Origin of the sequence: Streptomyces sp. NPDC014870, from assembly GCF_043081505.1 — a bacterium.
Lineage (GTDB): Bacteria > Actinomycetota > Actinomycetes > Streptomycetales > Streptomycetaceae > Streptomyces.
In genome coordinates this window covers 259,396-280,791 of the sequence record NZ_JBIBWQ010000008.1, presented here as the reverse complement: position 1 = coordinate 280,791, position 21,396 = coordinate 259,396, and the positions used below count along the sequence as shown (strand labels likewise).

Sequence of the window (21,396 nt, the reverse complement as noted above, 5' to 3'; positions counted from 1 at the left end):
CGCCTCACCGGCCGCTGCGATCCAGGTCACGGATGAGTCATGCGCAGCACGTCGAGCGCCTCGTCCAACTGCTCGACCGTCAGCGCGCCCTGTTCGACGTACCCGCTCTCCAGGACGACCTGCCGAATCGTCTTGCGTTCGGCCAGCGAGCGCTTGGCGACCTTGGCGGCCTCCTCGTAGCCGATGTACCTGTTCAGCGGGGTGACGACGGACGGCGAGGACTCGGCGTACTCGCGGGCCCGTTCGGCGTTCGCGGTGATCCCGTCGACGGTGCGGTCGGCGAGCAGCCGCGCCGCGTTGGCCAGGAGTCGTACGGATTCCAGCAGGTTCTTGGCCATGACCGGGAGCATCACGTTGAGCTCGAAGTTTCCGGCCGCGCCCGCCACCGCGACCGTGGTGTCGTTTCCGGTCACCTGCGCGGCGACCATGAGGACGGCCTCGGGAATGACCGGATTCACCTTCCCGGGCATGATCGAGGAGCCGGGCTGGAGGTCGGGGAGGTTGATCTCGGCGAGGCCCGTGCGCGGGCCGCTGGCCATCCAGCGCAGGTCGTTGGAGATCTTCGTGAGGCCGACCGCGATGGTCCTGAGCTGGCCGGACGTCTCGACCAGGCCGTCCCGGGCACCCTGCGCCTCGAAGTGGTCTCGGGCCTCGGTGAGCGGCAGTCCGGTTGCCGCGGCGAGTTCGGCGATGACGGCGGCGGAGAATCCCGGCGGCGTGTTGATGCCGGTGCCCACCGCGGTTCCGCCGAGGGGGAGTTCGGCGAGCCGGGGGAGGCTGGCCCGCAGCCGTTCGATTCCGTACCTGACCTGGGCCGCGTAGCCACCGAACTCCTGGCCGAGGGTGACGGGCGTGGCGTCCATGAGGTGCGTACGGCCCGACTTCACGACCTCCGCGAATTCGGCCGATTTCCGCTCCAGGGAGGCGGCCAGATGGTCGAGCGCCGGGATGAGGTCGTGGGTGACGGCGGCCGTGGCGGCGATGTGGATGGAGGAGGGGAAGACGTCGTTGGACGACTGCGAGGCGTTCACATGGTCGTTGGGGTGGACCTCGCGGCCCGCGGGGAGCCGCTCGCCGGCGAGCGTGGCGATGACCTCGTTGGTGTTCATGTTCGAGGAGGTGCCGGAGCCGGTCTGGAAGACGTCGACCGGGAAGTGGGCGTCCCAGTCGCCTGCGGCGACCTCGGCGGCGGCGGACACGATGGCGTCCGCCAGGTCCTGGTCGATCACCCCGAGCGAGGCGTTGACCTTGGCGGCGGCCGCCTTGATCCGGGCCAGGGCCGTGATGTGCGCGCTCTCCAGGCGCTGCCCCGAGACGGGGAAGTTCTCCAGGGCCCGCTGGGTCTGGGCCCGCCACTTGGCGTGGGCCGGAACCCGCACCTCACCCATCGAGTCGTGCTCGATCCGGTACTCGCTCGTGTCGTCGCTCATGACATCAACCTCCATACAAAGGTGAGCACTTGTCTTGTTCTGGCTATTCCCATTGCGGATACCGGCCAGTAAAAACCGTGGGTAACCCCACTTCCAGGAGGCGCAATGAGGCGCACCAGGTACAGACTCCGTTGGGCGATCGCGGCCACGGCCGCGGCCGCCGCGGCCTTCGGGACCATGACGGCCGTCGCCCCCGCCGGCGCGGCCGAGGTCACCCCCCGTACCGTCGCGGCGGTACCGCTCCCGCCCGAGCTCGAAACGATCCGGGCCGCGGAGGCCACGAAGATCTACGGCAGCCCCGAGGAGCGCCCGCTCGCGCAGCGCAGGAGCGGCCTGATCTCGCTCGGCGACAGCGAGATCTCCGGCGAGGGCGTCGGCACCTACGAGCCGCCCACCAACGGCCCCACGAACTGGTGCCACCGCTCGCCCGACGCGGCCATCCACCGCACCGGGATCGCCGCCGACCTCACGTTCAACGTGTCCTGTTCCGGCGGCTACACCGGCAACATCCGGATCGGCGGCTCGAAGCAGTACGCCGACGAGCTGGTGCAGAGCGACAACCTGGCCATCAAGGCCCGCAACACGCGGATCAAGATGGTCCTCCTCGTCGCCGGGGCCAACGACGACCTGCAGTTCGGCCCCGTCATGACCGACTGCGTCACCCGGTACCTGACCCTGCAGGGCCCCTGCGAGCCGAAGTACGCCGCCGGCTGGCAGGCCCGCGTCGACGGCCTGGTCCCCAAGGTCGAGCAGACCGTCCGCGACCTGAAGACCGTGATGCGCGACGCCGGGTACGCCGACGGCGACTACAAGCTCGTCGTCATGGGCTACCCGAGCCCCATCGGCCCCGACTTCAAGGACAATCCGAACTTCCCCGGCAAGCTCATCTGCGGCGGACTCGGCTACGACTCCGACACCGTGTGGGGCCGCAACACCGCCGTGCCCGCCTTCGAGCGCGGCATGCGCAGGGCCGCCGCCAACACCGGGGCGGTCTACCTGGACAACTCCCGGCTCTTCCACGGCCACGAGGTCTGCATGGAGGACACCTGGGCCCGGGGCCTGTACATCGACCTGTCCAAGCCCGGCACTCCGGACGAGAACTCGGTCCGGCAGTCCTTCCACCCGAACGCGAGCGGCCACCGCGCCTTCGCGTCCTGCCTCACCCAGATCTACAACTCGGGCCTGCGTGAGGCCAGTTGCGCGGACGTCAACTCCAGTGGGACGCCGACCCTCTTCCCGTACGCCTGGGACGACGTCTACCGGCCGCTGAAGAACGAGGCCACCGGCAACTGTGTGGACGTGAACGCCTCCACCAGCGCCAACGGCACCGCCGTCCTCGGCTGGGACTGCCACGGCGGCCGCAACCAGGGCTGGTGGTACGACTCCGCCCGGCAGACCGTGCACACCGAACTGACCCAGGACCGCTGCCTGGACGTGCCGGGCGCCCGCTACCGCGCGGGCGAGGCGCTCATCGTCTGGAACTGCTCGGGCGCCGCCAACCAGAAGTTCGTCCGCGACGGGGCCACGATCCGGCCGACGGCCGCGACCGGGCTCTGCCTGACGCAGGCGGCGGCGAAGCAGCCGCTGCGGCTGCAGAACTGCGACGGCTCGGCGAACCAGCGGTTCGCCTAGCGGCCCGCGCCCGCCATGAACCCGTGGCCCCCGTCCGGTGCGGGACGGGGGCCACGGTCAGGTCCGGGTGCCTGGATCCGGGTGCCTAGAGGGGCTTCAGCGTGGTGCGGGCCAGTTCGAGCGCCGGGAGCATCTCGCGGTGCTCCTGGGAGTCCAGGCCGCCGAGATGGACGATCACCGTCCCCTTCGGGGCGGCGACGGCGAAGGCCCGCTCCTCCTTCGACTCCTCCATCAGCTTGTTGTAGACCGTGTAGGTCACCTCGACGGCCGGCAGCGCGCCGGCCTTCGTCTCCTTGTACGTGACCTTCGAGGTGCCCTCCTCCGCCTTCACGAACCCTTCGAGGGCGGCACGGGCCGGGCTCTCGCCCGCCGTCCACACGCGCAGATAGCCGATGTTCCCGGCCGGCTTCGCGTCGACCTCGCAGACCATCGTGGCGGGCCCCTGCTTGCCGAGAGCGGCGAACACCTCGTCGTCGGTGGCCTTCACGGCCTGCGGCTTCCAGTCGGCCGCCAGGCCGAAGGAGACCGGCAGCGCGCAGGCGCTCCCGGCGGCCCCGAGAGACCCGGCGGCCGCCTTGGTGGCGGTCGCGGCGGGGGACTTCGGGGCGGGCAGGACGCGGTCGGGCTTCGGCTCGGTGCTCAGGCAGCCGGTCAGCGTCCCGGCGGCCGCGAGGGCGGCGAGCGCCGGGACGAGGGCCCGTGTCCGTGGCCGTATCGGATGTCTCATGCGCGCGAGACTATCCGGGGGTTGTCGACCTCGTGGCGGCCGGTCAGGAGAGCTTGCCGCCGTAGTCGGGCAGCTTGAAGGCGCGCTCGGCGTGGCCGCCGACGATGTCGGTGGTGTTGTTGCCGATGTTCGCGATGATCGTGTAGCCCTTGGCCTCGATCTCCGCGCGCTTCTCCGTCTTGTACGCGCTGACCTCGTGGAACAGGTCGGGCAGGGAGCGCACGTAGAGACCGTCGACCGGGTAGCCGGCCTGCTTCAGGTTCCAGTGCGTGAGCGAGTAGATGATGCCGGGCCGGGCGGTGACGAAGAAGACCGCGACACCGCGCTCGTGGGCGTCCTCGACGAGGTCGCGCACATCGGCGATGGCCGGGGTCGGCAGCTCCCAGAAGGGGTGGAAGTCCGTCTCCAGCGAGGAGTTGTCGATGTCGAGGACGATCGCCTGCTTCTCACGACCGGCGTTCTTGGAACGCTCCTCGATGTACGGACGCGCCTGCGCGACGACGGCCGCGACATCACGCCGCCAGGTCGTGTAGTCGACGTCGTCGAAGGCGGCGGCCGACGTCGAGTGGGTGTCCGGGTCGGCCGCGGAGGCGGCGGGCGCGGGCACGACGACGAGCAGCGTGGTCAGGGCGAGGGTGGCCGTGGTTCCGGCGGCGGCGCGCCTGACGAGGGGGGTGGAGGGCATGGGGGGCTCCCGAGTGGTCGACCGGCTCAGTGGTTGACATGCTCGCGGCCAATACTGACCAGTAGGAGACGGGAAAGCTACCGGTTGGTAGCGACTTTCTGAGCGGAGATCGACAACGCCCCTCGGTCCGGAGGGACCGAGGGGCGTCGAAGCGGAAGGCCGGCGGGCAGGTCAGCCGAGGCCGGGGCCGCGCACCGGGATGTGCGTGAACGTCGGCTCGGGGGCCGGGTTCTGGAAGAAGTCGTTGCCCTTGTCGTCCACCACGATGAACGCCGGGAAGTCCTCGACCTCGATCTTCCAGACCGCCTCCATGCCGAGCTCCTCGTACTCGACGACCTCGACCTTCTTGATGCAGTCCTGCGCGAGACGCGCCGCCGGGCCGCCGATCGAGCCCAGGTAGAAGCCGCCGTGGCTGCCGCACGCGTCCGTGACCTGCTTCGAGCGGTTGCCCTTGGCCAGCATGACCTTGGAGCCGCCCGCCGCCTGGAACTGCTCGACGTAGGAGTCCATCCGGCCGGCCGTGGTCGGGCCGAAGGAACCGGAGGCGTAACCCTCGGGGGTCTTCGCCGGGCCCGCGTAGTAGACCGGGTGGTCCTTCAGGTACTGCGGCATCTCCTCGCCCGCGTCCAGGCGCTCCTTGATCTTGGCGTGCGCGATGTCGCGGGCCACGACCAGCGGGCCGGTGAGCGAGAGCCGGGTCTTCACCGGGTACTTCGTCAGCTCGGCGAGGATCTCGTCCATCGGCTGGTTCAGGTCGATCTTCACGACGTCGCCCGACTCCTCCAGGTGGGAGTCCTCGGTCTCCGGCAGGAAGCGCGCCGGGTCGGTCTCCAGCTGCTCCAGGAAGACGCCCTCGGCGGTGATCTTCGCGACGGCCTGCCGGTCGGCCGAGCAGGACACGGCGATCGCGACGGGCAGCGAGGCGCCGTGGCGGGGCAGCCGGACGACGCGCACGTCGTGGCAGAAGTACTTGCCGCCGAACTGCGCGCCGATGCCGATCTTCTGCGTCAGCTCGAAGACCTTCTCCTCCAGCTCCTTGTCGCGGAAGCCGTGGCCGGTCTCGGCCGAGCCCTCGGTGGGCAGCTCGTCCAGGTAGTGCGCGGAGGCGTACTTCGCGGTCTTCAGCGCGAACTCGGCGGAGGTGCCGCCGACGACGATCGCCAGGTGGTACGGCGGGCAGGCGGCCGTACCGAGCGAGCGGATCTTCTCCTCCAGGAACTTCATCATGCTCGCCTCGTTGAGCACGGCCTTCGTCTCCTGGTAGAGGAAGGACTTGTTGGCGGAGCCGCCGCCCTTGGCCATGAAGAGGAACTTGTACGCGCCGCCGTCCGTCGCGTACAGCTCGATCTGCGCGGGCAGGTTCGAGCCGGTGTTCTTCTCCTCCCACATGGTGACCGGGGCCATCTGCGAGTACCGCAGGTTGAGCTGGGTGTACGCGTCGTAGATGCCCTTCGACAGGGCCTCCTCGTCGCGGCCCGGGGTCAGCACGTTCTGGCCGCGCTTGCCCATCACGATCGCGGTGCCGGTGTCCTGGCACATGGGCAGGACGCCCGCGGCGGCGATGTTCGCGTTCTTGAGGAGGTCGAGCGCGACGAACTTGTCGTTGCCCGACGCCTCCGGGTCGTCGATGATCCGGCGCAGCTGGGCCAGGTGGGCCGGGCGCAGGAAGTGCTGGATGTCCTTGATCGCCTCGGCGGCGAGGGTACGCAGCGCCTCCGGCTCGACCTTGAGGAACGTACGGCCGTCGGCCTCGAAGGTGGAGACACCTTCGGCGGTCACCAGGCGGTAGGGCGTGGTGTCCTCTCCCAGGGGGAGCAGATCGGAGTACGAAAACTCTGGCATGACGGCAGCCATTCCTCACTCGGCAGACGGCGGCGCCACCTCCGTTGGCGGCGCCACCTCCAGCGTAGAACGGGGGCGCGGCCCCGATCCTGTGAGGTAAGGCTCACTAGGGGGCGGGATCACGCCGAACTGGAGTGGAGCGGCCGGTTCGGGCCGGAATTGCTCGGCTCAGGGGGCCGTTCCGGCCGGAGGCGCTCGGCGCAGGGGCCTGTTCAGGCCAGCGGCGTGCGGTGGAGGGCGATCAGGAGCCGCCAGGTGCGGGCCGCGATCTCCTCCGGGGCCGCCTCGATCAGACCGTGCAGCCAGTCCGCGAGCAGCCCGGCGAAGGCCGCCGCCACCGCGGAGGCGACGAGGCCGGGCTCGGGCGCACCCGCCAGCTCGCGCTCGCGGGCGCTGTACGCGCGCAGCTCGCGGTGGAGCAGCTCGCCGAGCGGACCGCCGCCGCCGGGACGCAGGAGGCTCCGGTAGAGCGGCGCGTGCGGGGCGACCTGGGCGAAGAAGGCGGGCAGGGCGGGCGGCGGGGTGGCCGGATCGGGTGTGCCGCGCCAGGCGTGCAGGGCCTCGACCGCGTCCCGTACGACATCGGCGCAGGCGTCCACGGCGAGGGCCTGGAGGTCGGCGTAGTGCAGGTAGAACGTGGCCCGGCCGATCCCGGCCCGGCGGACGAGCGCGGCGACACCGACCTCGTCGAGGGGGCGCTCGGCGCACTCCTCGAGGAGCGCGGCGCGCAGCTTGGCGCGGGTGCGGGCGGCGCGGGGGTCGGTGGCGCGGGGGTCCGGGGTGGTCGGGCTGGTCACCCCGCCCACAGTACGGCGGCCAGGGCGAGGGCCCCGGGAAGGGCCTGGGCGAGCAGGATCCGGCGGTTGGCGGTGAGCCCGCCGTACACGCCGGCGATCACGACGCAGGACAGGAAGAAGACCTGGACCCGGTGACCGGTGGGGTCGGCGGCGATCAGGCCCCAGACCAGGCCGGCGGCCAGGAAGCCGTTGTACAGCCCCTGGTTGGCGGCGAGCGGCGCGGTCCGGCGCGCCAGGTCGGCGTCGAAGCCGGAGAGTTCACGCCCCGGGCGGCGCTCCCAGAGGAACATCTCGAGGACCAGGATGTAGACGTGCAGGGCGGCGACGAGGGCGACGGCGACGGTCGCGAGAGTATTGGACATCTGTCCAGAATACATGGACAGGTGTCTGGGAGTGGCTGGAGCCGCACCCCGTCGGTCGTGCCCCCTAGTCGCGATCTATCGCGTTTCGCTAGGCTGGCGTCGTGGACCTCGAAAAGCAGCCTCAGAGGCCGGTCGCTCCCGCCGAGCCGGCCCCCGCTCCGGCCGTTCCCGCCGCGGCTCCGGGGGATTCGCTGCGGGCCTCGGACGCCGACCGGGACCGGATCGCGGACATCCTCAGGGACGCGATGGCCGAGGGGCGGATCGATGCCGAGGAGCACTCCGAGCGGATCGACGCGGTCTATCGCGCCAAGACCGTGGGCGAGCTCGAGCCGATCGTCCGGGACCTGCCCGCCGGGCGCGGCCCACGCCCGGAGCCCGAGCCGGCCTACGCGTACGGCCCCGACGACGACTCGGCCCCGGCCGACAGCATGATCGCCGTCTTCTCCAGCTCCACCCGCAAGGGCCGCTGGCGGGTGGGTCGCAGGACGAACGCCTTCGCGCTCTTCGGCAACATCGAGATCGACCTGACCGAGGCGCTCTTCGCGCAGCGGCTGACCACGATCAACGCCACGTCGATCTTCGGCAACGTGGAGGTCCGCGTCCCGGAGAACATCAGCCTGCGCGGCAACGGCACGGGGATCTTCGGCAACTTCGAGGTCGTCACGCTGGAGGCCGCCGACCCGCAGGCCCCGGTCGTCGTGATCAACGGCTACTCGGTCTTCGGCAACGTCGAGGCCAGGCCCAAGCGCGGCAAGTGGATCACCGACCTGCAGAACGTGGTCCAGGACAAGCTGCGCAAGCACCTCGGCCACTGACGTCATCGAGGCCGGGCGGTGGCACGTCGCCCGGCCGCAGGTGTCGGCGTGCCTCCGGACGTCTCCGCGTGCCTCCGCGTGTCTCCGCCCGACTCCGCACGTGTCCGCCCGTCTCTGGGTGTCCCCGTACGTGTCTCCGCACGTCTCCGCCCTGCCTTTGGACGTCCTCGCACGTCCCCGCACGGCCCTGTACGTCTCTGACCAGGGATGACGGAGTGACCGGATTCCGCCCCTGCGAGTCCGCACTCCGGAACTCGGCGGCACCGAGTGCATAGGCGCGCGCACAGCGGGTAGGGCTGCTGCATCGTCTCTCGCTCGCGAAGCCGTCGTCAGGAGTAGACCGTGCTGCCACTGCCGCATCAGCCCCTCCAGGTCGCCGCCGTTCCGCCTCAGCGTGCCCCCGCCCGGGAGGACGAGGCCGGCCCCTGGCACACGGAGGCGGTGTGCCGCCGGGACGAAGCCGGACTCTTCTTCGCCCCCTCCAAGGAGCCGACCGCCTCGCGGCTCGCGCGCGAGGAGGCCGCCAAGCGGGTCTGCGCCCGCTGTCCCGTGATGGTCGACTGCCGGGAGCACGCGCTGCTCCAGCCCGAGCCGTACGGCGTGTGGGGCGGGCTCACCGCCGCCGAGCGCCGCGTCGTGCTGGCCCGGCGCCGCCGCCGCGAGGTGGAGCTCAAGAAGGCCGCGGCCGCGGAGCGGATCGCCGCGGCCGGCTGACCGCCCGAGCGGCGGTTGCGACGTCGGCCGTACGGAGAAGGGGCGCCCCCACCGCACATGGGGCCGCCCCTTCTCCGTTCCGTACGACGGCGTCTTCGCCGTGTCGTTACTTCGCCCGGTCGAAGTCGATCTTGCTGTAGGCGCGCAGCTTGGACAGCCGGTGCTCGGAGTCGATCTGCCGGATCGTGCCGGACTTGGAGCGCATGACCAGCGACGACGTGGTGGCGGTCTCCGAGCGGTAGCGGACACCGCGCAGCAGCTCGCCGTCCGTGATACCGGTCGCGACGAAGAACACGTTCTCGCCGCTGACCAGGTCGTTCGTGGACAGTACCCGGTCCAGGTCGTGGCCCGCGTCGATCGCCTTCTGGCGCTCGGCGTCGTCCTTCGGCCACAGCTTGCCCTGGATGACACCACCGAGGCACTTGATCGCGCAGGCCGAGATGATGCCCTCGGGCGTGCCGCCGATGCCGAGGAGCAGGTCCACGCCCGTGCCCTCGCGGACGGCCATGATCGAACCGGCGACGTCGCCGTCCGTGATGAACTTGATCCGGGCGCCGGTCTCGCGGATCTCCTTGACGATGCCCTCGTGGCGGGGGCGGTCGAGGATGACGACCGTGACGTCCTCGGGGGACATGTTCTTGGCCTTGGCGACCCGGCGGATGTTGACCGAGGCGGGCGCGTTGATGTCGACGAAGTCGGCGGCCTCGGGGCCGGTGACGAGCTTGTCCATGTAGAAGACCGCGGAGGGGTCGAACATCGTGCCGCGGTCGGCGGCGGCGAGCACGGCGATCGCGTTGGGCATGCCCTTGGCGTTCAGCGTGGTGCCGTCGATCGGGTCGACCGCGATGTCCACCTCGGCGCCGGTACCGTCGCCGATCCGCTCCCCGTTGTAGAGCATGGGCGCTTCGTCCTTCTCGCCCTCGCCGATGACGACGACGCCGTTCATCGAGACGGTGGAGACGAGCGTCCGCATGGCGTTGACCGCCGCGCGGTCGGCGCCGATCTTGTCGCCGCGGCCCACCCAGCGGCCGGCGGCCATGGCGGCTGCCTCGGTGACACGGACCAGCTCGAGGGCGAGGTTGCGATCGGGGGCCTCCGGGGAGACCTCGAGCTCGGACGGCAGGGAATGCTCGGTCATCGGAGCGCACCTTTCTGTACGGCGACGGCCGGAATGTAAGAGGGTGCTGCGACTCTATCGGTACGTCGACAAATTGAGCAGAGGGGCCCACGTATGAGCACAACACCATGATGCGACCATGGTGGGCGTGGCAGGTATGCGAGGCAGGCAGACGGTACGCGGGATGTTCCAGTCGCTCGGGGTGATCTTGGTCGCCGCGGGCGTGATGTATCTCTTCATCCCGCACGACGAGAACGCCGATCCGGTGAAGGCCAAGGACTACCGGGTCGAGCTGGTGACGGCACAGCGGGCGGCGCCCTATCCGGTGCTGGCCCCCGAGGGTCTCGGGGAGGGCTGGAAGGCGACCGTCGTCTCGTACAAGCGCGAGCAGGGCGACGCCTGGCAGCTGGGCTTCCTCGACCCGGACACCCAGTACGTGGCGCTCCACCAGTCGACGGCGGAGCCGGAGAAATTCGTGCCCAAGGTCACTCAGCAGGCCAAGGACTCCGGGAAGACCCAGACGGTCGCGGGTCAGGTCTGGCAGCGCTGGGAGGGCGAGAAGTACGACGCCCTGGTGCGCACGGACGGCGGCGCGACGACGGTCGTGACGGGGACGGCCTCGTTCGAGCGGCTGGCCGAGATGGCGGGCGCGCTGCAGTCGAAGAAGGCGTAGCCGGCGGCACAGACACGGTATGCGTATGCGTACGGGAAAGCCCCCGGACTCCTCACTTCTGGAGTCCGGGGGCTTTCCCGTACGCGGGGTGCGGCTCAGACGGTGGTGACGACGTCCTCGTAGGCGAGGCGCGGGGAGCGCGGGAACCAGGCGTCCTCGCCCGGCTTGCCGATGTTGACGACCATCAGCGGGGTGTGGTCGTCGTCCAGGAACTCCTTCTGGAGGCCGGCGAAGTCGAGACCGGTCATCGGGCCCGCGGCCAGGCCGGCGGCGCGGACGCCGACGATGAAGTACGCGGCCTGGAGGGCGGCGTTGACCAGGGCCGAGCCCTCACGGGTCGGGCGCTCGGAGAAGAAGAGGTCCTTGGCCTGCGGGAAGTGCGGCAGCAGGCTCGGGAGCTCCTCGTGGAACTCGTTGTCGGCGGAGAGGATCGCGACCAGCGGGGCGGTGGCGGTCTTCGCCTGGTTGCCCTCGGCCATGTGCTTCACCAGGCGCTCACGGGCCTCGGGGGAGCGGACCAGCGTGATGCGCAGCGGGGTCTGGTTGAAGGCGGTCGGCCCGTACTTGACCAGGTCGTAGATCGCCTGGACCTGCTCGTCGGTCACCGGCTCGTCGGTGAAGGTGTTGGCGGTGCGGGCCTCACGGAAAAGGAGGTCCTGGGCGGTGGGGTCAAGAGCGAGGGACATGCTGCGTACCTTCCGGACTGCAGGGGGTTTCAAGCGATGCCCTCACCGTACGACGGCGTTTGGTGAACTTTCAACTAATCCAAGTGGATAGTGATCCGGTTCACAGGATCATCGTACGGGACCCACCGCATGCCGGTGCACGGGACCCGACGCACGCCGGTGCGCGGGGCTCCGGAGGCGCGGTACGCGGGGCCTCCGGAGGCGCCACGGGGGGTCCTAGGCGTCCTCGGCGGGCGTTCTAGTCGTCCTCGGCGGAGGTCTCCTCGCCGTCGGCGTCATCCGCGGCGGAGGACGTCGCGGCGTCGAGGCGGGCCCGTGCGCCCTCCAGCCAACGTCGGCAGACCTTCGCCAATTCCTCCCCACGCTCCCAGAGCGCGAGCGACTCCTCCAGGGTCGTCCCGCCCGTCTCCAGGCGCCGAACGACCTCGATCAACTCGTCGCGTGCCTGCTCGTATCCGAGCGCCTCTTCCGTGGTGGCTGCCATGCGATCCACCCTATGCGCCGGGGCCGACAACGCGCCGCACCGTGAACTCCCCCGCCAGGACCCGCGCCCGCAGCTCCTCGTCCACGGCGACCTCCTCCGGAGACCGCACGACCGAGCCGTCCGCCCGCTGGAGCACCGCGTACCCGCGCTCCATCGTCGCGGCCGGCGACAGGGCCCGGACCCGGGCCCGGGTGTGCGACAGCTCCGAGTCGGCCCGGTCGAGCAGATGCCCGAGCGTCCGGCGGCTGCGGGCGAGCAGCGCGTCGAGCTCGTCCTCGCGCTGTTCCACCATCCGCTGGGGATGCTCCATGACCGGCCGCGCGAGCGCGTGCGCGAGCCCGCGCTCCTCCCGGTCGAGGAGCCCGCGCACGGTCCGCAGGGCCCGGTCGCGCAGCGCCTGCACGCGGTCCAGCTCCTCGCCGACGTCCGGTACGACCTTCTTCGCGGCGTCGGTCGGCGTGGAGGCGCGCAGGTCGGCGACGAGGTCGAGCAGCGGCGAGTCCGGTTCGTGGCCGATCGCGGAGACCACCGGCGTACGGCACTGGGCGACCGCCCGGATCAGCTGCTCGTCCGAGAACGGCAGCAGGTCCTCGACGCTGCCGCCGCCCCGGGCCACGATGATCACGTCGACGTCCTCGTGCGCGTCCAGCTCCTTCACTGCCTGGACGACCTGGGGCACGGCCTTCACGCCCTGCACGGCCACGTTCCGCACCTCGAAGCGGACGGCGGGCCAGCGGCGCCGCGCGTTCTCGAGCACGTCCCGCTCGGCGGCCGAGGCGCGGCCGCAGACGAGACCGACGAGCTGGGGCAGGAAGGGGAGCGGCTTCTTGCGGTCGAGCGTGAAGAGCCCCTCGGCGCCGAGGCTCCGCTTGAGCTGCTCGAGCCGGGCCAGCAGCTCCCCGATGCCGACCGGCTTGATCTCCACGGCCCGCAGCGAGAGCTGGCCGCGCGGCGCGTACCACTCGGGCTTGGCGTGCACGACGACACGGGCGCCCTCGGAGACGATGTCGGCCACGGCGTCGAAGACCTGGCGGTAGCAGGTGACGCCGATGGAGATGTCGTAGGAGGGATCCCGCAGCGTCAGGAACACGACCCCGGCGCCGGGCCGCCGCGACAGCTGCGTGATCTGACCCTCGACCCAGATGGCACCGAGCCGGTCGATCCACCCCCCGATGAGCCGGGAGACCTCTCCGACGGGCAGCGGCGCTTCGGCGGACGTAGTGAGACCCATGCGCAGAGCGTAGTGAACCGCACCGACAGGCGGGGCGGTGGCCGCGGATCACTCGGCCGGGCCACGGGCTCCGCGGCTCGACCGCGGTGGGGCTACGGGCTCCGCCACGACCGTCGTCCGGTCAGGCGTTCTGCTGCGCGCCCGTCGTCGGGTCACGGGCGCTTCGCCGCGCCCGTCGTGCGGTCAGGCGCTCCGCCGCGACGTCCCCTGCACGCCCAGCACCACGAGCCCCACGGCCAGCCAGATCACGCCCACCACCTGCGCCGCCGCCGACGCCTCGACGATCACCGCGATCAGGATGATCGCGCCGACCACCGGCATCACCACGTGCCGCAGCCAGTGCGGCGGCCCCTCCATCCGGCGTACCGCGAACCACCCCACCACGCTCGCGTGCAGCAGCACGAAGGCCGTCAGCGCGCCGACGTCGACCACCGAGACCAGGTGGTCGAGGCCGTCGTCCCGCTGGGCCGCCCACACGGCCGCGACCATCGTCACCGTGGCCGCGATCAGCAGCGCCACCCGGGGCACCCCCGAGTCCGTGCGGGCCAGCAGGCGGGGCAGCCGCCGTTCCCGCCCCATGGCGAAGAGCAGCCGGCCGGCCGCCGCCTGCCCCGCGAGCGCGGCGAACGCGGCCCCGATCGCCTTGGAGACCGCCACCAGGTCGTGCAGCCAGGTCCCCACCGACACGTCCACGGCGTCGTAGAAGGCGGAGCCCTGCTTCCCGGGATCGGCCGCGAGCTCGCTGGACGACAGGGGTTCGAGGAGCGCGACGAGGTAGGTCTGGGCCACGAAGAGCGCACCGGCCAGCACCAGGCAGAACAGCACCGCCCGGGCCACCTTCTCCGAGCCGCCGGTGACCTCCTCCGCGAAGGAGGCGATGGCGTCGAAGCCGAGGTACGACAGCACGGCCACCGACACCGCGCCCACCACGGCCGCGGTCGAGAAGGTCCCGTCACCGGTCAGCGGCGACCACCAGTCGCGCCGGGCCCCGTCCCGGGCGAGGACGACGATCGCCGACACGACGAAGACCAGCAGCACCACGATCTCCATCGCGAGCACCGCGAAGCCCACGCGCGCCGCGGCCCGTACGCCCCACAGGTTGAGCAGGGTCGTGACGACCACCGCGATCGCCGTCCACACCCACTGGTCCACCTCCGGGACCAGCGCCTCCATCGCGATGCCCGCGAAGAGGTACGCGACGGCCGGGATCAGGAGGTAGTCGAGCATCGCCATCCACCCGGCGATGAACCCCGGCCCCTCGCCGAGCCCCTTCCTGGCGTACGTGAAGACGGAGCCCGCGAACGGGGCGACCCGCACCATCTGGGCGTAACTGAAGGCCGTGAACGCCATCGCGACCGTGGCCACCACGTACACCAGTGCCACCGCGCCGTGCGACTTCGCGTCCAGGGTGCCGTAGACCCCCACGGGGGCCATGGGCGCGATGAAGAGCAGCCCGTAGACGACAAGGTCGCGGAACCCCAGGGTCCGCCGCAGTCCGGTGTGCGCCGCCACCTGTGACTCTGACTCCGCCTGCGCTTCCTCGGCCATGGGCCAAGTCTCGGCCACGGTACGGATCACGTCCCGTACCGACGCGGTCGTACCGGAACGGGAGGCCCTCTTCCCCGGCCGTACGATGGGACGCATGACTGCGACGCCCGCGACCAACCGCCCGAAGCGTGTCCTCCTCGCCGCTCCCCGCGGCTACTGCGCGGGCGTGGACCGTGCCGTGATCGCCGTGGAGAAGGCCCTGGAGCAGTACGGCGCGCCGATCTACGTGCGCCACGAGATCGTGCACAACAAGTACGTCGTCCAGACGCTGGAGCGGAAGGGCGCGATCTTCGTCGACCAGGCGACCGAGGTCCCGGCGGGCAACATCGTGATGTTCTCGGCGCACGGCGTGGCCCCGACCGTGCACGAGGAGGCCCGGCAGGGCCGCCTCAAGACCATCGACGCGACCTGTCCGCTGGTCACCAAGGTGCACAAGGAGGCGGTCCGGTTCGCCAAGGAGGACTTCGACATCCTCCTGATCGGCCACGAGGGCCACGAGGAGGTCATCGGCACCTCCGGCGAGGCCCCGGACCACATCCAGCTGGTGGACGGCCCCGCGGACGTCGCCAAGGTCGAGGTCCGCGACCCGGACCGGGTCGTCTGGCTGTCGCAGACCACGCTCTCCGTCGACGAGACGATGGAGACGGTGGACGCGCTGAAGGAGAAGTTCCCGAACCTCATCTCCCCGCCGTCCGACGACATCTGCTACGCCACGCAGAACCGGCAGCTGGCCATCAAGGAGCTGGCCGGCGAGGCCGAGCTCGTGATCGTCGTCGGCTCGAAGAACTCCTCGAACTCGATCCGTATGGTCGAGGTCGCCAAGCAGGCCGGCGTACCGGCCGCGTACCTGGTGGACTTCGCGAGCGAGATCGACGAGGCCTGGCTGGAGGGCGTCACCTCGGTGGGCCTGTCGTCGGGCGCGTCCGTGCCGGACGTCCTGGTGCAGGAAGTCCTCGAGTGGCTCTCCGAGCGCGGTTACGTGGACGTCGAGATCGTCAAGACGGCCGACGAGTCGCTGACCTTCTCGCTGCCGAAGGAGCTCCGCAACAAGGACCTGCGTGCCGAGGCGGCGGAGCTGATCAAGGAGTAGTACGTCGAGGAGTCACTCCGCGCTCGAGCCCTTACCGTGGGTTCATGAACGTCTTCGGAGTGGACATCGGCGGCTCGGGCATCAAGGGCGCTCCCGTGGACCTGGAGCGCGGCGAGCTGGCCGACCCCCGCCACAAGGTACTGACCCCGCATCCCGCCACGCCCGACGGTGTGGCGGGATGCGTCGTCGAGGTCGTGGAGAACTTCGGCTGGACGGGCCCGGTGGGCGTGACCTTCCCCGGCGTGGTCACCGGCTCGACGATCCGCACGGCGGCCAACGTCGACAAGGGCTGGATCGGCGTCGACGCGGGCAAGCTGCTGAGCGACCGGCTCGGCGGTCTGCCGGTGACGGTCCTGAACGACGCGGACGCGGCCGGGATCGCCGAGCTGACCTTCGGCGCGGGCCGGGGCCGCGAGGGCACGGTGATCCTGCTGACGCTCGGTACGGGCATCGGCTCGGCGCTGTTCGTGGACGGCAGGCTCGTCCCGAACACGGAGCTGGGCCACCTGGAGCTGAAGGGCCACGACGCGGAGAAGCGGGCGTCGACGAAGGCCAAGGAGGACGAGGACCTCAGCTGGGAGCACTGGGCGACGCGACGGCTGCAGAAGTACCTGGCGCACGTGGAGATGCTGTTCTCGCCGGAGCTGTTCATCATCGGCGGCGGAGTGAGCCGGAAGGCGGACAAGTTCCTGCCGCTGATCGAGGGCATCAGGGCGGAGATCGTGCCGGCCGAGCTGCAGAACAACGCGGGGATCGTGGGCGCGGCGATGGCGGCGGCGCCGCGGGGGTAGGGGGGCGGTGGCGGCCCGCTACGGTGCGGGCCGCCGGACGGCCTGGGGCGCGCCGTGCGGAGGGGCGCTCTTGGCCACGACACCGGAACCACCGGAACCACCGGAACGACCGCCGTGCCCGCCAGCCCCACCGGACCCGTTCCTGACCCCGCGGTTGGCGGCGGCGCGCTGGCGGCGCCCCATGTCGCGTACCTTGCGGACGCTGGTGATGAGACCGGCGACGAGGGTGCCGCCGTAGAGCCACCCGGCCTGGACGGCGAGGGCGGTGACGACGGCCATGGCCTGCCCGCCGAAGCCGCCGGAGCCGCCGGCGATGGGCACGACGCCGACGGCGAAGGCGATGGGCACGCTGATCGGGGCCGTCACGAGGTCGGCGGTGCGCACCCAGAGCGCGGTCAGGGCGCTGACCGGCAGGAACAGCAGCCCGTAGACGAGGGGCGAGCCGTCGAGGAGCAGCAGGTCGAGGAAGCCCAGGACCAGCATGGTGGCGGAGGCGAACAGCCCCGCGCCGAGGCCGGTCAGCCGGGGGTTGGGCAACCGGCGGAGGGCGAGGACGAAGGGCGCGACCGGCGCCGCCGGTCGTCGTACGGGAACGGTGACGGGTACGGGCTGCTGCCCGGACGGCGTCGCCCGCTCGACTCGGCCGCGGCCGGGGCGCGCGGCGACGCGATAGACGGCGGCGCCCTCGACGAGCGCGCCGGGCGGCGTGAGGGGGTTTTGCGGCCGCCGGCGGCCTTGAGGCTGACTTGTCCTGTGCTGCTCCACTACACCAACGTAGGTCGGGAGGGGGTGGGGGAGCGGCCCAGGACACGCCCTTTGGGTGACGTTGCCGTCGAGAACGGCCGAAGGTCGGCGTCGCAGGCCGGTTCGAACCCCCCGTAAACTGGGGGATCGCCCCACCCCGCCGCACCGTATCCGTACTCCAGAAGGTCGCCACCGTGTCGCTCACGATCGGAATCGTCGGTCTGCCGAATGTCGGCAAGTCGACCCTGTTCAACGCCCTGACCAAGAACGACGTCCTGGCGGCCAACTACCCGTTCGCCACGATCGAGCCGAACGTCGGCGTGGTGGGCGTTCCGGACGCCCGCCTGACGAAGCTGGCGGAGATCTTCAGCTCGCAGCGGGTCCTGCCGGCGACGGTCGACTTCGTGGACATCGCGGGCATCGTCCGCGGCGCGAGCGAGGGTGAGGGCCTGGGCAACAAGTTCCTGGCGAACATCCGTGAGTCGGACGCGATCTGCCAGGTCATCCGCGCCTTCAAGGACGAGAACGTCGTGCACGTCGACGGCAAGGTCTCGCCGAAGGACGACATCGAGACGATCAACACCGAGCTGATCCTCGCGGACCTCCAGACGATCGAGAAGGTCCTCCCGCGCCTGGCGAAGGAGGCCCGGATCAAGAAGGACGTGGCCCCGAAGGTCGCGGCGGTCGAGGCGGCGAAGGAGATCCTGGAGCGCGGCGACACGCTCTTCTCGCAGGGCATCGTGCAGGGCTCGGACAAGGCGGAGCTCCTCCACGACCTGCACCTGCTCACGACGAAGCCGTTCCTCTACGTCTTCAATGTGGACGAGGACGAGCTGACGGACGACTCGTTCAAGGACGAGCAGCGCGCGCTCGTGGCCCCGGCGGAGGCGATCTTCCTCAACGCCAAGCTGGAGCAGGACCTCGCCGAACTGGACGAGGAGGACGCCATGGAGCTCCTCCAGTCGGTCGGCGCGGAGGAGCCGGGCCTGGCGAGCCTCGCCCGCGTCGGCTTCGACACCCTCGGCCTCCAGACCTACCTGACGGCCGGCCCGAAGGAATCCCGCGCCTGGACGATCAAGAAGGGCGCCACGGCCCCGGAGGCGGCCGGCGTGATCCACACGGACTTCCAGAAGGGCTTCATCAAGGCCGAGGTCATCTCCTTCGCCGACCTCGTCGACACGGGCTCGGTAGCCGAGGCCCGCGCGGCCGGCAAGGCCCGCATGGAGGGCAAGGAGTACGTGATGCAGGACGGCGACGTCGTGGAGTTCCGCTTCAACGTGTAGCGGCTGACGTATCACCACGTCGCTGATCTGGCAAACATGCAGGTCAGAGAGGGTCCGGCTCTTCGGGGTCGGGCCCTTAGCTTTTTCCCGTGCTGGGATGGTGCTGGGATAGCTGACCCCTCGTCACCTGTCGTCATCCCTGGTCATCCGTACCGTGCTGGGATCGTGCTGGGATGGGATGAGGAGCCCGTGCTGGGTTTTGGGCAGCGATCGCCCGATGCGACAGGTAGGCGGGTGGAGCTCTATCCGCACGACTTCTTCACGACTCCGGGGCCCGTGCGGATTCGATCCGTGGCGCTTTTCCTACTCGTTTGACACACTCGGGGCTATGGGTGAGACGACGTACGGCATCGGGGAAGGCCCGGCGACGCGGGTGAGCCTGTCGCTGCCGGAGGGGACGGCGGAGGCGATCCGGGCGCGGGTGGGGAAGCGGGAGTTCTCCGCGTTCATCGCCGAGGCGGTCGAGCGCGAGCTGCGCGGGCAGATCCTGGACGAGTACTTGGCGGACTATGAGAGCCGCAAGGGGCCGGTTTCCGAGCAGGCTCGTCAGCGGGCGCGGCAGGTCTTCGATGAGGTGTTCGCTGAGGAGGGTGAGTGGCCCGCCGCAGGCTGAGTCATGAGGGCACGTTGGTCCTCGACAGCGAAGGGCTCTCGAAGGTGCTCGCCGATGATGAGCAGGTGGTTGCGCTGGTCGCTGAGGCGCGGTCGCGCGGCATGGAGGTCGTGATCAGCGCGCTCACCATCATCGAAGCCGTCCACGCCCGTACGAACAAGTCCCGCCTGAACTGGGTGCTTTCCGGGCTGCGGGTCGTCCCGGTCGGTGACGAGGAGGCGAGGGCGGCCTCGAAGTTGTTGATGAATGCCGGGTTGCACGGACACAAGTACGCGATCGATGCGGCTGTTGCCGAGGCCGCGCTGCGACAGCACCGCCCTGTGGTCATGCTGACTTCCGATATTGACGACATGGCCAAGCTGTGCGGCGAGCGCGTCCGGCTCGTGGCGGTGTGAATTCCCCCTGGTCCCGCTCAGTAGGAGCGAGGCCCGTAGGGGCTCCAGTGGCCGAGGAAGGGCTTGAGGTCGTCGCTGCTGGGCTTCGGCGGCGTGGGCAGTTTCGGCGCTGAGACCGATTCGGTGAGGATTTGGAGGTGCGCGTCCGCGAACGCCAGCCACGCCTCGATCTCGGTTCGTTCCTGCCCGGGCGGCAGTGATGTGACGTGGTTGCGTACTGCTGCGATGTATTCGGTCAGTTGGCTGGCCTGGTGCCAGGCGTCTGCCTGTTCTCCGAGGTGTTTGACGCGGTAGGCGTGGGCGTAAGCGGCGCGGGCTTCCTGCATGGCGGTTTCCCAGCGCTTTTGCTGTAGCTCTCTGGCTTTCTGGTCTGCGAGGCGTTTGCGTTCTGCAGCTTCGCCGCGGAGGCCGATCTCTTGCGCGATCTCGGCGAGTTGTTCTTCCAGAGGCCGGTCGGGGAGGTCGATCCATTCGCTGGCGCGGTGCGGGCTGCCGCCGCGGAGAATGAAGCGCAGGCGGTTGGAGGGGGTGTAGTCGAAGCGGGGGATGCGCATCCATGAGTGCTTCTTGGCGTCGGCGAGTTCTTTGTCCGTGGGGACGTGTTCGCTGCGGTCCTGTTCTTGAAGGACGAGGAAGCCGACACTTTCGCCTTGGGCGGTGATGGTGAAGTGCGGTGGCGCCTTGCGCCGCCGATGGGGCGGGGGTGCGCCTTGTGTGGTTCCGAGCGCTGCCTTGTGGCCTTGTGCTTCGGTGGCGGTGATGAGGGTGTGGATGATGCGCAGGGCTCGGCCCTGGAGGGGTTTGGTCAGGCCCATGGGCTGCGGCTGCTTTTGGAGGGCGGCCACGACGGCATGGGGTTTCGTGAGTCTGGCCGGTACGGGGAGCGGGGTGAGTTCGGCGAGGCGCCAGGCAGGGATGTCGACCAGCTTGATTTCGTAGCCGCGGTGGGTGCGGTAGCCGTGGAGTTCCTGCGTGTGGGGGATCTTGCCGGACTTGCGGGCGGCGTTGACGCGTGACGCCCAATTCACCGCGTGTGGGCCGGATTCGATGGACTTGATGAGGCAGCCATCGTTCGCGGCCAGTTCTTCGAGGAGTTGGTCCGCGTAGTTCGTGCGGGCCTTCGGCACAGCTCTGGGACGCGGCAGTGCCGGCTTTCGGGCGGGGCGTTCCGGCGGACGGGTGCTCTGCTCAACGGGGCGTATGCCGCGTTCGACGAGATGCTGCCGCCCCTTCTCGGTGAGGTGGGCGCTCCAATGGCCGCGGCGTTTGGTGATTTTGATGAGCCCCCGGTTCTGCAGGGCCTGTGCGCTGGTCTTGTACGTGCTGTCCGGCCAGACTCCGTCGGGACACCCCCGGCCTACCCAGGCGAGCACAGCCTGCTGCCGCTCATTGAGAGCCTGGTCCATGTAGCCTCCTGCCGTTCCCTGGGTGCGCTGCCCTGGAACCCAATGCCCGCTGCCCCTGCGGGAATTCGGGGCAGCTGACAGGACCCCCCCTTCGGATGAGAGGTACTGGAAGTCGCGCCAAGGGCGAGGCAAGTTCTCGGTGTTGATCGGAAACGGCTTGGGTTCGGAGTCGTTGATCGGGGCCTGAGTGAACGCACATCGCGATGTGGACCGACAGGCACCTGGGCGATCAGTGCCGGGACCAGGTGACGCTCTCGTCCTTGCTGTCGAGGTGTTGATACAGCGTCGCCGTTCCAGAGTTGAGTGTGTCCGGGAGCAAGCGCGAGCGGGG

At 70.2% G+C, this 21,396-nt stretch carries 22 protein-coding genes; 9 read left to right on the top strand and 13 right to left on the bottom strand.

Translation table 11 applies throughout. The features are described from left to right. Positions 1 to 26 precede the first annotated feature (26 nt). Complete coding sequence (locus ACF09C_RS23945; protein ID WP_392094092.1) at positions 27 to 1,430, bottom strand: class II fumarate hydratase; 1,404 nt, start codon at positions 1,428 to 1,430, stop codon at positions 27 to 29. A gap of 105 nt (positions 1,431 to 1,535) precedes the next feature. Between ACF09C_RS23945 and ACF09C_RS23940 the strand changes: the two genes are divergently transcribed. Continuing rightward, positions 1,536 to 3,062: a ricin-type beta-trefoil lectin domain protein gene (locus ACF09C_RS23940; protein WP_392094090.1), complete on the top strand. Its 1,527-nt coding sequence runs from the start codon at positions 1,536 to 1,538 to the stop codon at positions 3,060 to 3,062. Between the two features lie 85 nt (positions 3,063 to 3,147). Here ACF09C_RS23940 and ACF09C_RS23935 read toward each other — a convergent pair whose 3' ends face one another. From ACF09C_RS23935 to ACF09C_RS23915, 5 genes are all read right to left on the bottom strand, one after another. Next, a complete protein-coding gene (locus tag ACF09C_RS23935; RefSeq protein ID WP_392094089.1) occupies positions 3,148 to 3,789 on the bottom strand; it encodes a lipoprotein in 642 nt (213 codons plus the stop codon). A gap of 43 nt (positions 3,790 to 3,832) precedes the next feature. Then, positions 3,833 to 4,474 (bottom strand): HAD family acid phosphatase, encoded by a 642-nt coding sequence (locus tag ACF09C_RS23930; RefSeq protein WP_392094087.1) that lies wholly within the window; start codon positions 4,472 to 4,474, stop codon positions 3,833 to 3,835. A 171-nt stretch (positions 4,475 to 4,645) separates the two neighbouring features. Beyond that, the gene (locus ACF09C_RS23925) at positions 4,646 to 6,316 is read right to left on the bottom strand and encodes a fumarate hydratase (protein ID WP_392094086.1); all 1,671 of its coding nucleotides are present in this window, start codon (positions 6,314 to 6,316) and stop codon (positions 4,646 to 4,648) included. A 212-nt stretch (positions 6,317 to 6,528) separates the two neighbouring features. Next, positions 6,529 to 7,113, bottom strand: a complete 585-nt coding sequence (locus ACF09C_RS23920; protein WP_392094084.1) for a TetR/AcrR family transcriptional regulator — start codon at positions 7,111 to 7,113, stop codon at positions 6,529 to 6,531. Continuing rightward, entirely contained in the window at positions 7,110 to 7,475 is a 366-nt protein-coding gene (locus ACF09C_RS23915) for a DUF1304 domain-containing protein (RefSeq protein WP_392094082.1), read from the bottom strand. The genes ACF09C_RS23920 and ACF09C_RS23915 overlap by 4 nt, the downstream gene beginning before the upstream one ends. Positions 7,476 to 7,576: 101 nt before the next feature. Here ACF09C_RS23915 and ACF09C_RS23910 point away from each other — a divergent pair, with 101 nt between their 5' ends. Then, positions 7,577 to 8,290 (top strand): DUF1707 domain-containing protein, encoded by a 714-nt coding sequence (locus ACF09C_RS23910; RefSeq protein ID WP_392094080.1) that lies wholly within the window; start codon positions 7,577 to 7,579, stop codon positions 8,288 to 8,290. Between the two features lie 342 nt (positions 8,291 to 8,632). Continuing rightward, the gene (locus ACF09C_RS23905; RefSeq protein WP_362417979.1) at positions 8,633 to 9,004 is read left to right on the top strand and encodes a WhiB family transcriptional regulator; all 372 of its coding nucleotides are present in this window, start codon (positions 8,633 to 8,635) and stop codon (positions 9,002 to 9,004) included. A gap of 106 nt (positions 9,005 to 9,110) precedes the next feature. Here the strand turns inward: ACF09C_RS23905 and glpX are convergent, their stop codons facing one another. Further along, complete coding sequence (glpX, locus tag ACF09C_RS23900) at positions 9,111 to 10,142, bottom strand: class II fructose-bisphosphatase (RefSeq protein WP_392094077.1); 1,032 nt, start codon at positions 10,140 to 10,142, stop codon at positions 9,111 to 9,113. A 118-nt stretch (positions 10,143 to 10,260) separates the two neighbouring features. Between glpX and ACF09C_RS23895 the strand changes: the two genes are divergently transcribed. Further along, positions 10,261 to 10,794, top strand: coding sequence for a DUF4245 domain-containing protein (locus tag ACF09C_RS23895; RefSeq protein WP_392094076.1), 534 nt, complete (start codon positions 10,261 to 10,263; stop codon positions 10,792 to 10,794). A 95-nt stretch (positions 10,795 to 10,889) separates the two neighbouring features. Here the strand turns inward: ACF09C_RS23895 and ACF09C_RS23890 are convergent, their stop codons facing one another. The 4 genes from ACF09C_RS23890 to ACF09C_RS23875 all read right to left on the bottom strand — a co-directional run bounded on the left by ACF09C_RS23890 (position 10,890) and on the right by ACF09C_RS23875 (position 14,743). After that, positions 10,890 to 11,480, bottom strand: a complete 591-nt coding sequence (locus ACF09C_RS23890) for a malonic semialdehyde reductase (RefSeq protein WP_392094074.1) — start codon at positions 11,478 to 11,480, stop codon at positions 10,890 to 10,892. A gap of 238 nt (positions 11,481 to 11,718) precedes the next feature. Further along, entirely contained in the window at positions 11,719 to 11,964 is a 246-nt protein-coding gene (locus tag ACF09C_RS23885; protein WP_392094073.1) for an exodeoxyribonuclease VII small subunit, read from the bottom strand. A 10-nt stretch (positions 11,965 to 11,974) separates the two neighbouring features. After that, positions 11,975 to 13,195 (bottom strand): exodeoxyribonuclease VII large subunit, encoded by a 1,221-nt coding sequence (xseA, locus tag ACF09C_RS23880; protein WP_392094071.1) that lies wholly within the window; start codon positions 13,193 to 13,195, stop codon positions 11,975 to 11,977. A gap of 183 nt (positions 13,196 to 13,378) precedes the next feature. After that, entirely contained in the window at positions 13,379 to 14,743 is a 1,365-nt protein-coding gene (locus ACF09C_RS23875; RefSeq protein WP_392094069.1) for an APC family permease, read from the bottom strand. Positions 14,744 to 14,828: 85 nt separating this feature from the next. Between ACF09C_RS23875 and ACF09C_RS23870 the strand changes: the two genes are divergently transcribed. Both ACF09C_RS23870 and ppgK read left to right on the top strand, forming a co-directional pair. Continuing rightward, entirely contained in the window at positions 14,829 to 15,833 is a 1,005-nt protein-coding gene (locus ACF09C_RS23870; RefSeq protein WP_392094360.1) for a 4-hydroxy-3-methylbut-2-enyl diphosphate reductase, read from the top strand. Between the two features lie 44 nt (positions 15,834 to 15,877). After that, positions 15,878 to 16,624, top strand: coding sequence for a polyphosphate--glucose phosphotransferase (gene ppgK, locus ACF09C_RS23865; RefSeq protein ID WP_392094067.1), 747 nt, complete (start codon positions 15,878 to 15,880; stop codon positions 16,622 to 16,624). A gap of 18 nt (positions 16,625 to 16,642) precedes the next feature. Here the strand turns inward: ppgK and ACF09C_RS23860 are convergent, their stop codons facing one another. Then, complete coding sequence (locus ACF09C_RS23860) at positions 16,643 to 17,161, bottom strand: DUF6542 domain-containing protein (RefSeq protein WP_392094358.1); 519 nt, start codon at positions 17,159 to 17,161, stop codon at positions 16,643 to 16,645. 401 nt (positions 17,162 to 17,562) lie between these two features. On the opposite strand from ACF09C_RS23860, the gene ychF reads away from it, so the two are divergent. The 3 genes from ychF (at position 17,563) to ACF09C_RS23845 (ending at position 19,659) form a co-directional block, all read left to right on the top strand. After that, the gene (gene ychF, locus ACF09C_RS23855; protein ID WP_392094065.1) at positions 17,563 to 18,651 is read left to right on the top strand and encodes a redox-regulated ATPase YchF; all 1,089 of its coding nucleotides are present in this window, start codon (positions 17,563 to 17,565) and stop codon (positions 18,649 to 18,651) included. 328 nt (positions 18,652 to 18,979) lie between these two features. Beyond that, entirely contained in the window at positions 18,980 to 19,264 is a 285-nt protein-coding gene (locus ACF09C_RS23850) for a hypothetical protein (protein WP_392094063.1), read from the top strand. Further along, the gene (locus tag ACF09C_RS23845) at positions 19,246 to 19,659 is read left to right on the top strand and encodes a DNA-binding protein (RefSeq protein WP_392094061.1); all 414 of its coding nucleotides are present in this window, start codon (positions 19,246 to 19,248) and stop codon (positions 19,657 to 19,659) included. Before ACF09C_RS23850 ends, ACF09C_RS23845 begins: the two co-directional genes overlap by 19 nt. Positions 19,660 to 19,676: 17 nt before the next feature. On the opposite strand, the gene ACF09C_RS23840 is transcribed toward ACF09C_RS23845, so the two are convergent. After that, complete coding sequence (locus tag ACF09C_RS23840) at positions 19,677 to 21,065, bottom strand: hypothetical protein (RefSeq protein ID WP_392094059.1); 1,389 nt, start codon at positions 21,063 to 21,065, stop codon at positions 19,677 to 19,679. Positions 21,066 to 21,396 lie beyond the last annotated feature (331 nt).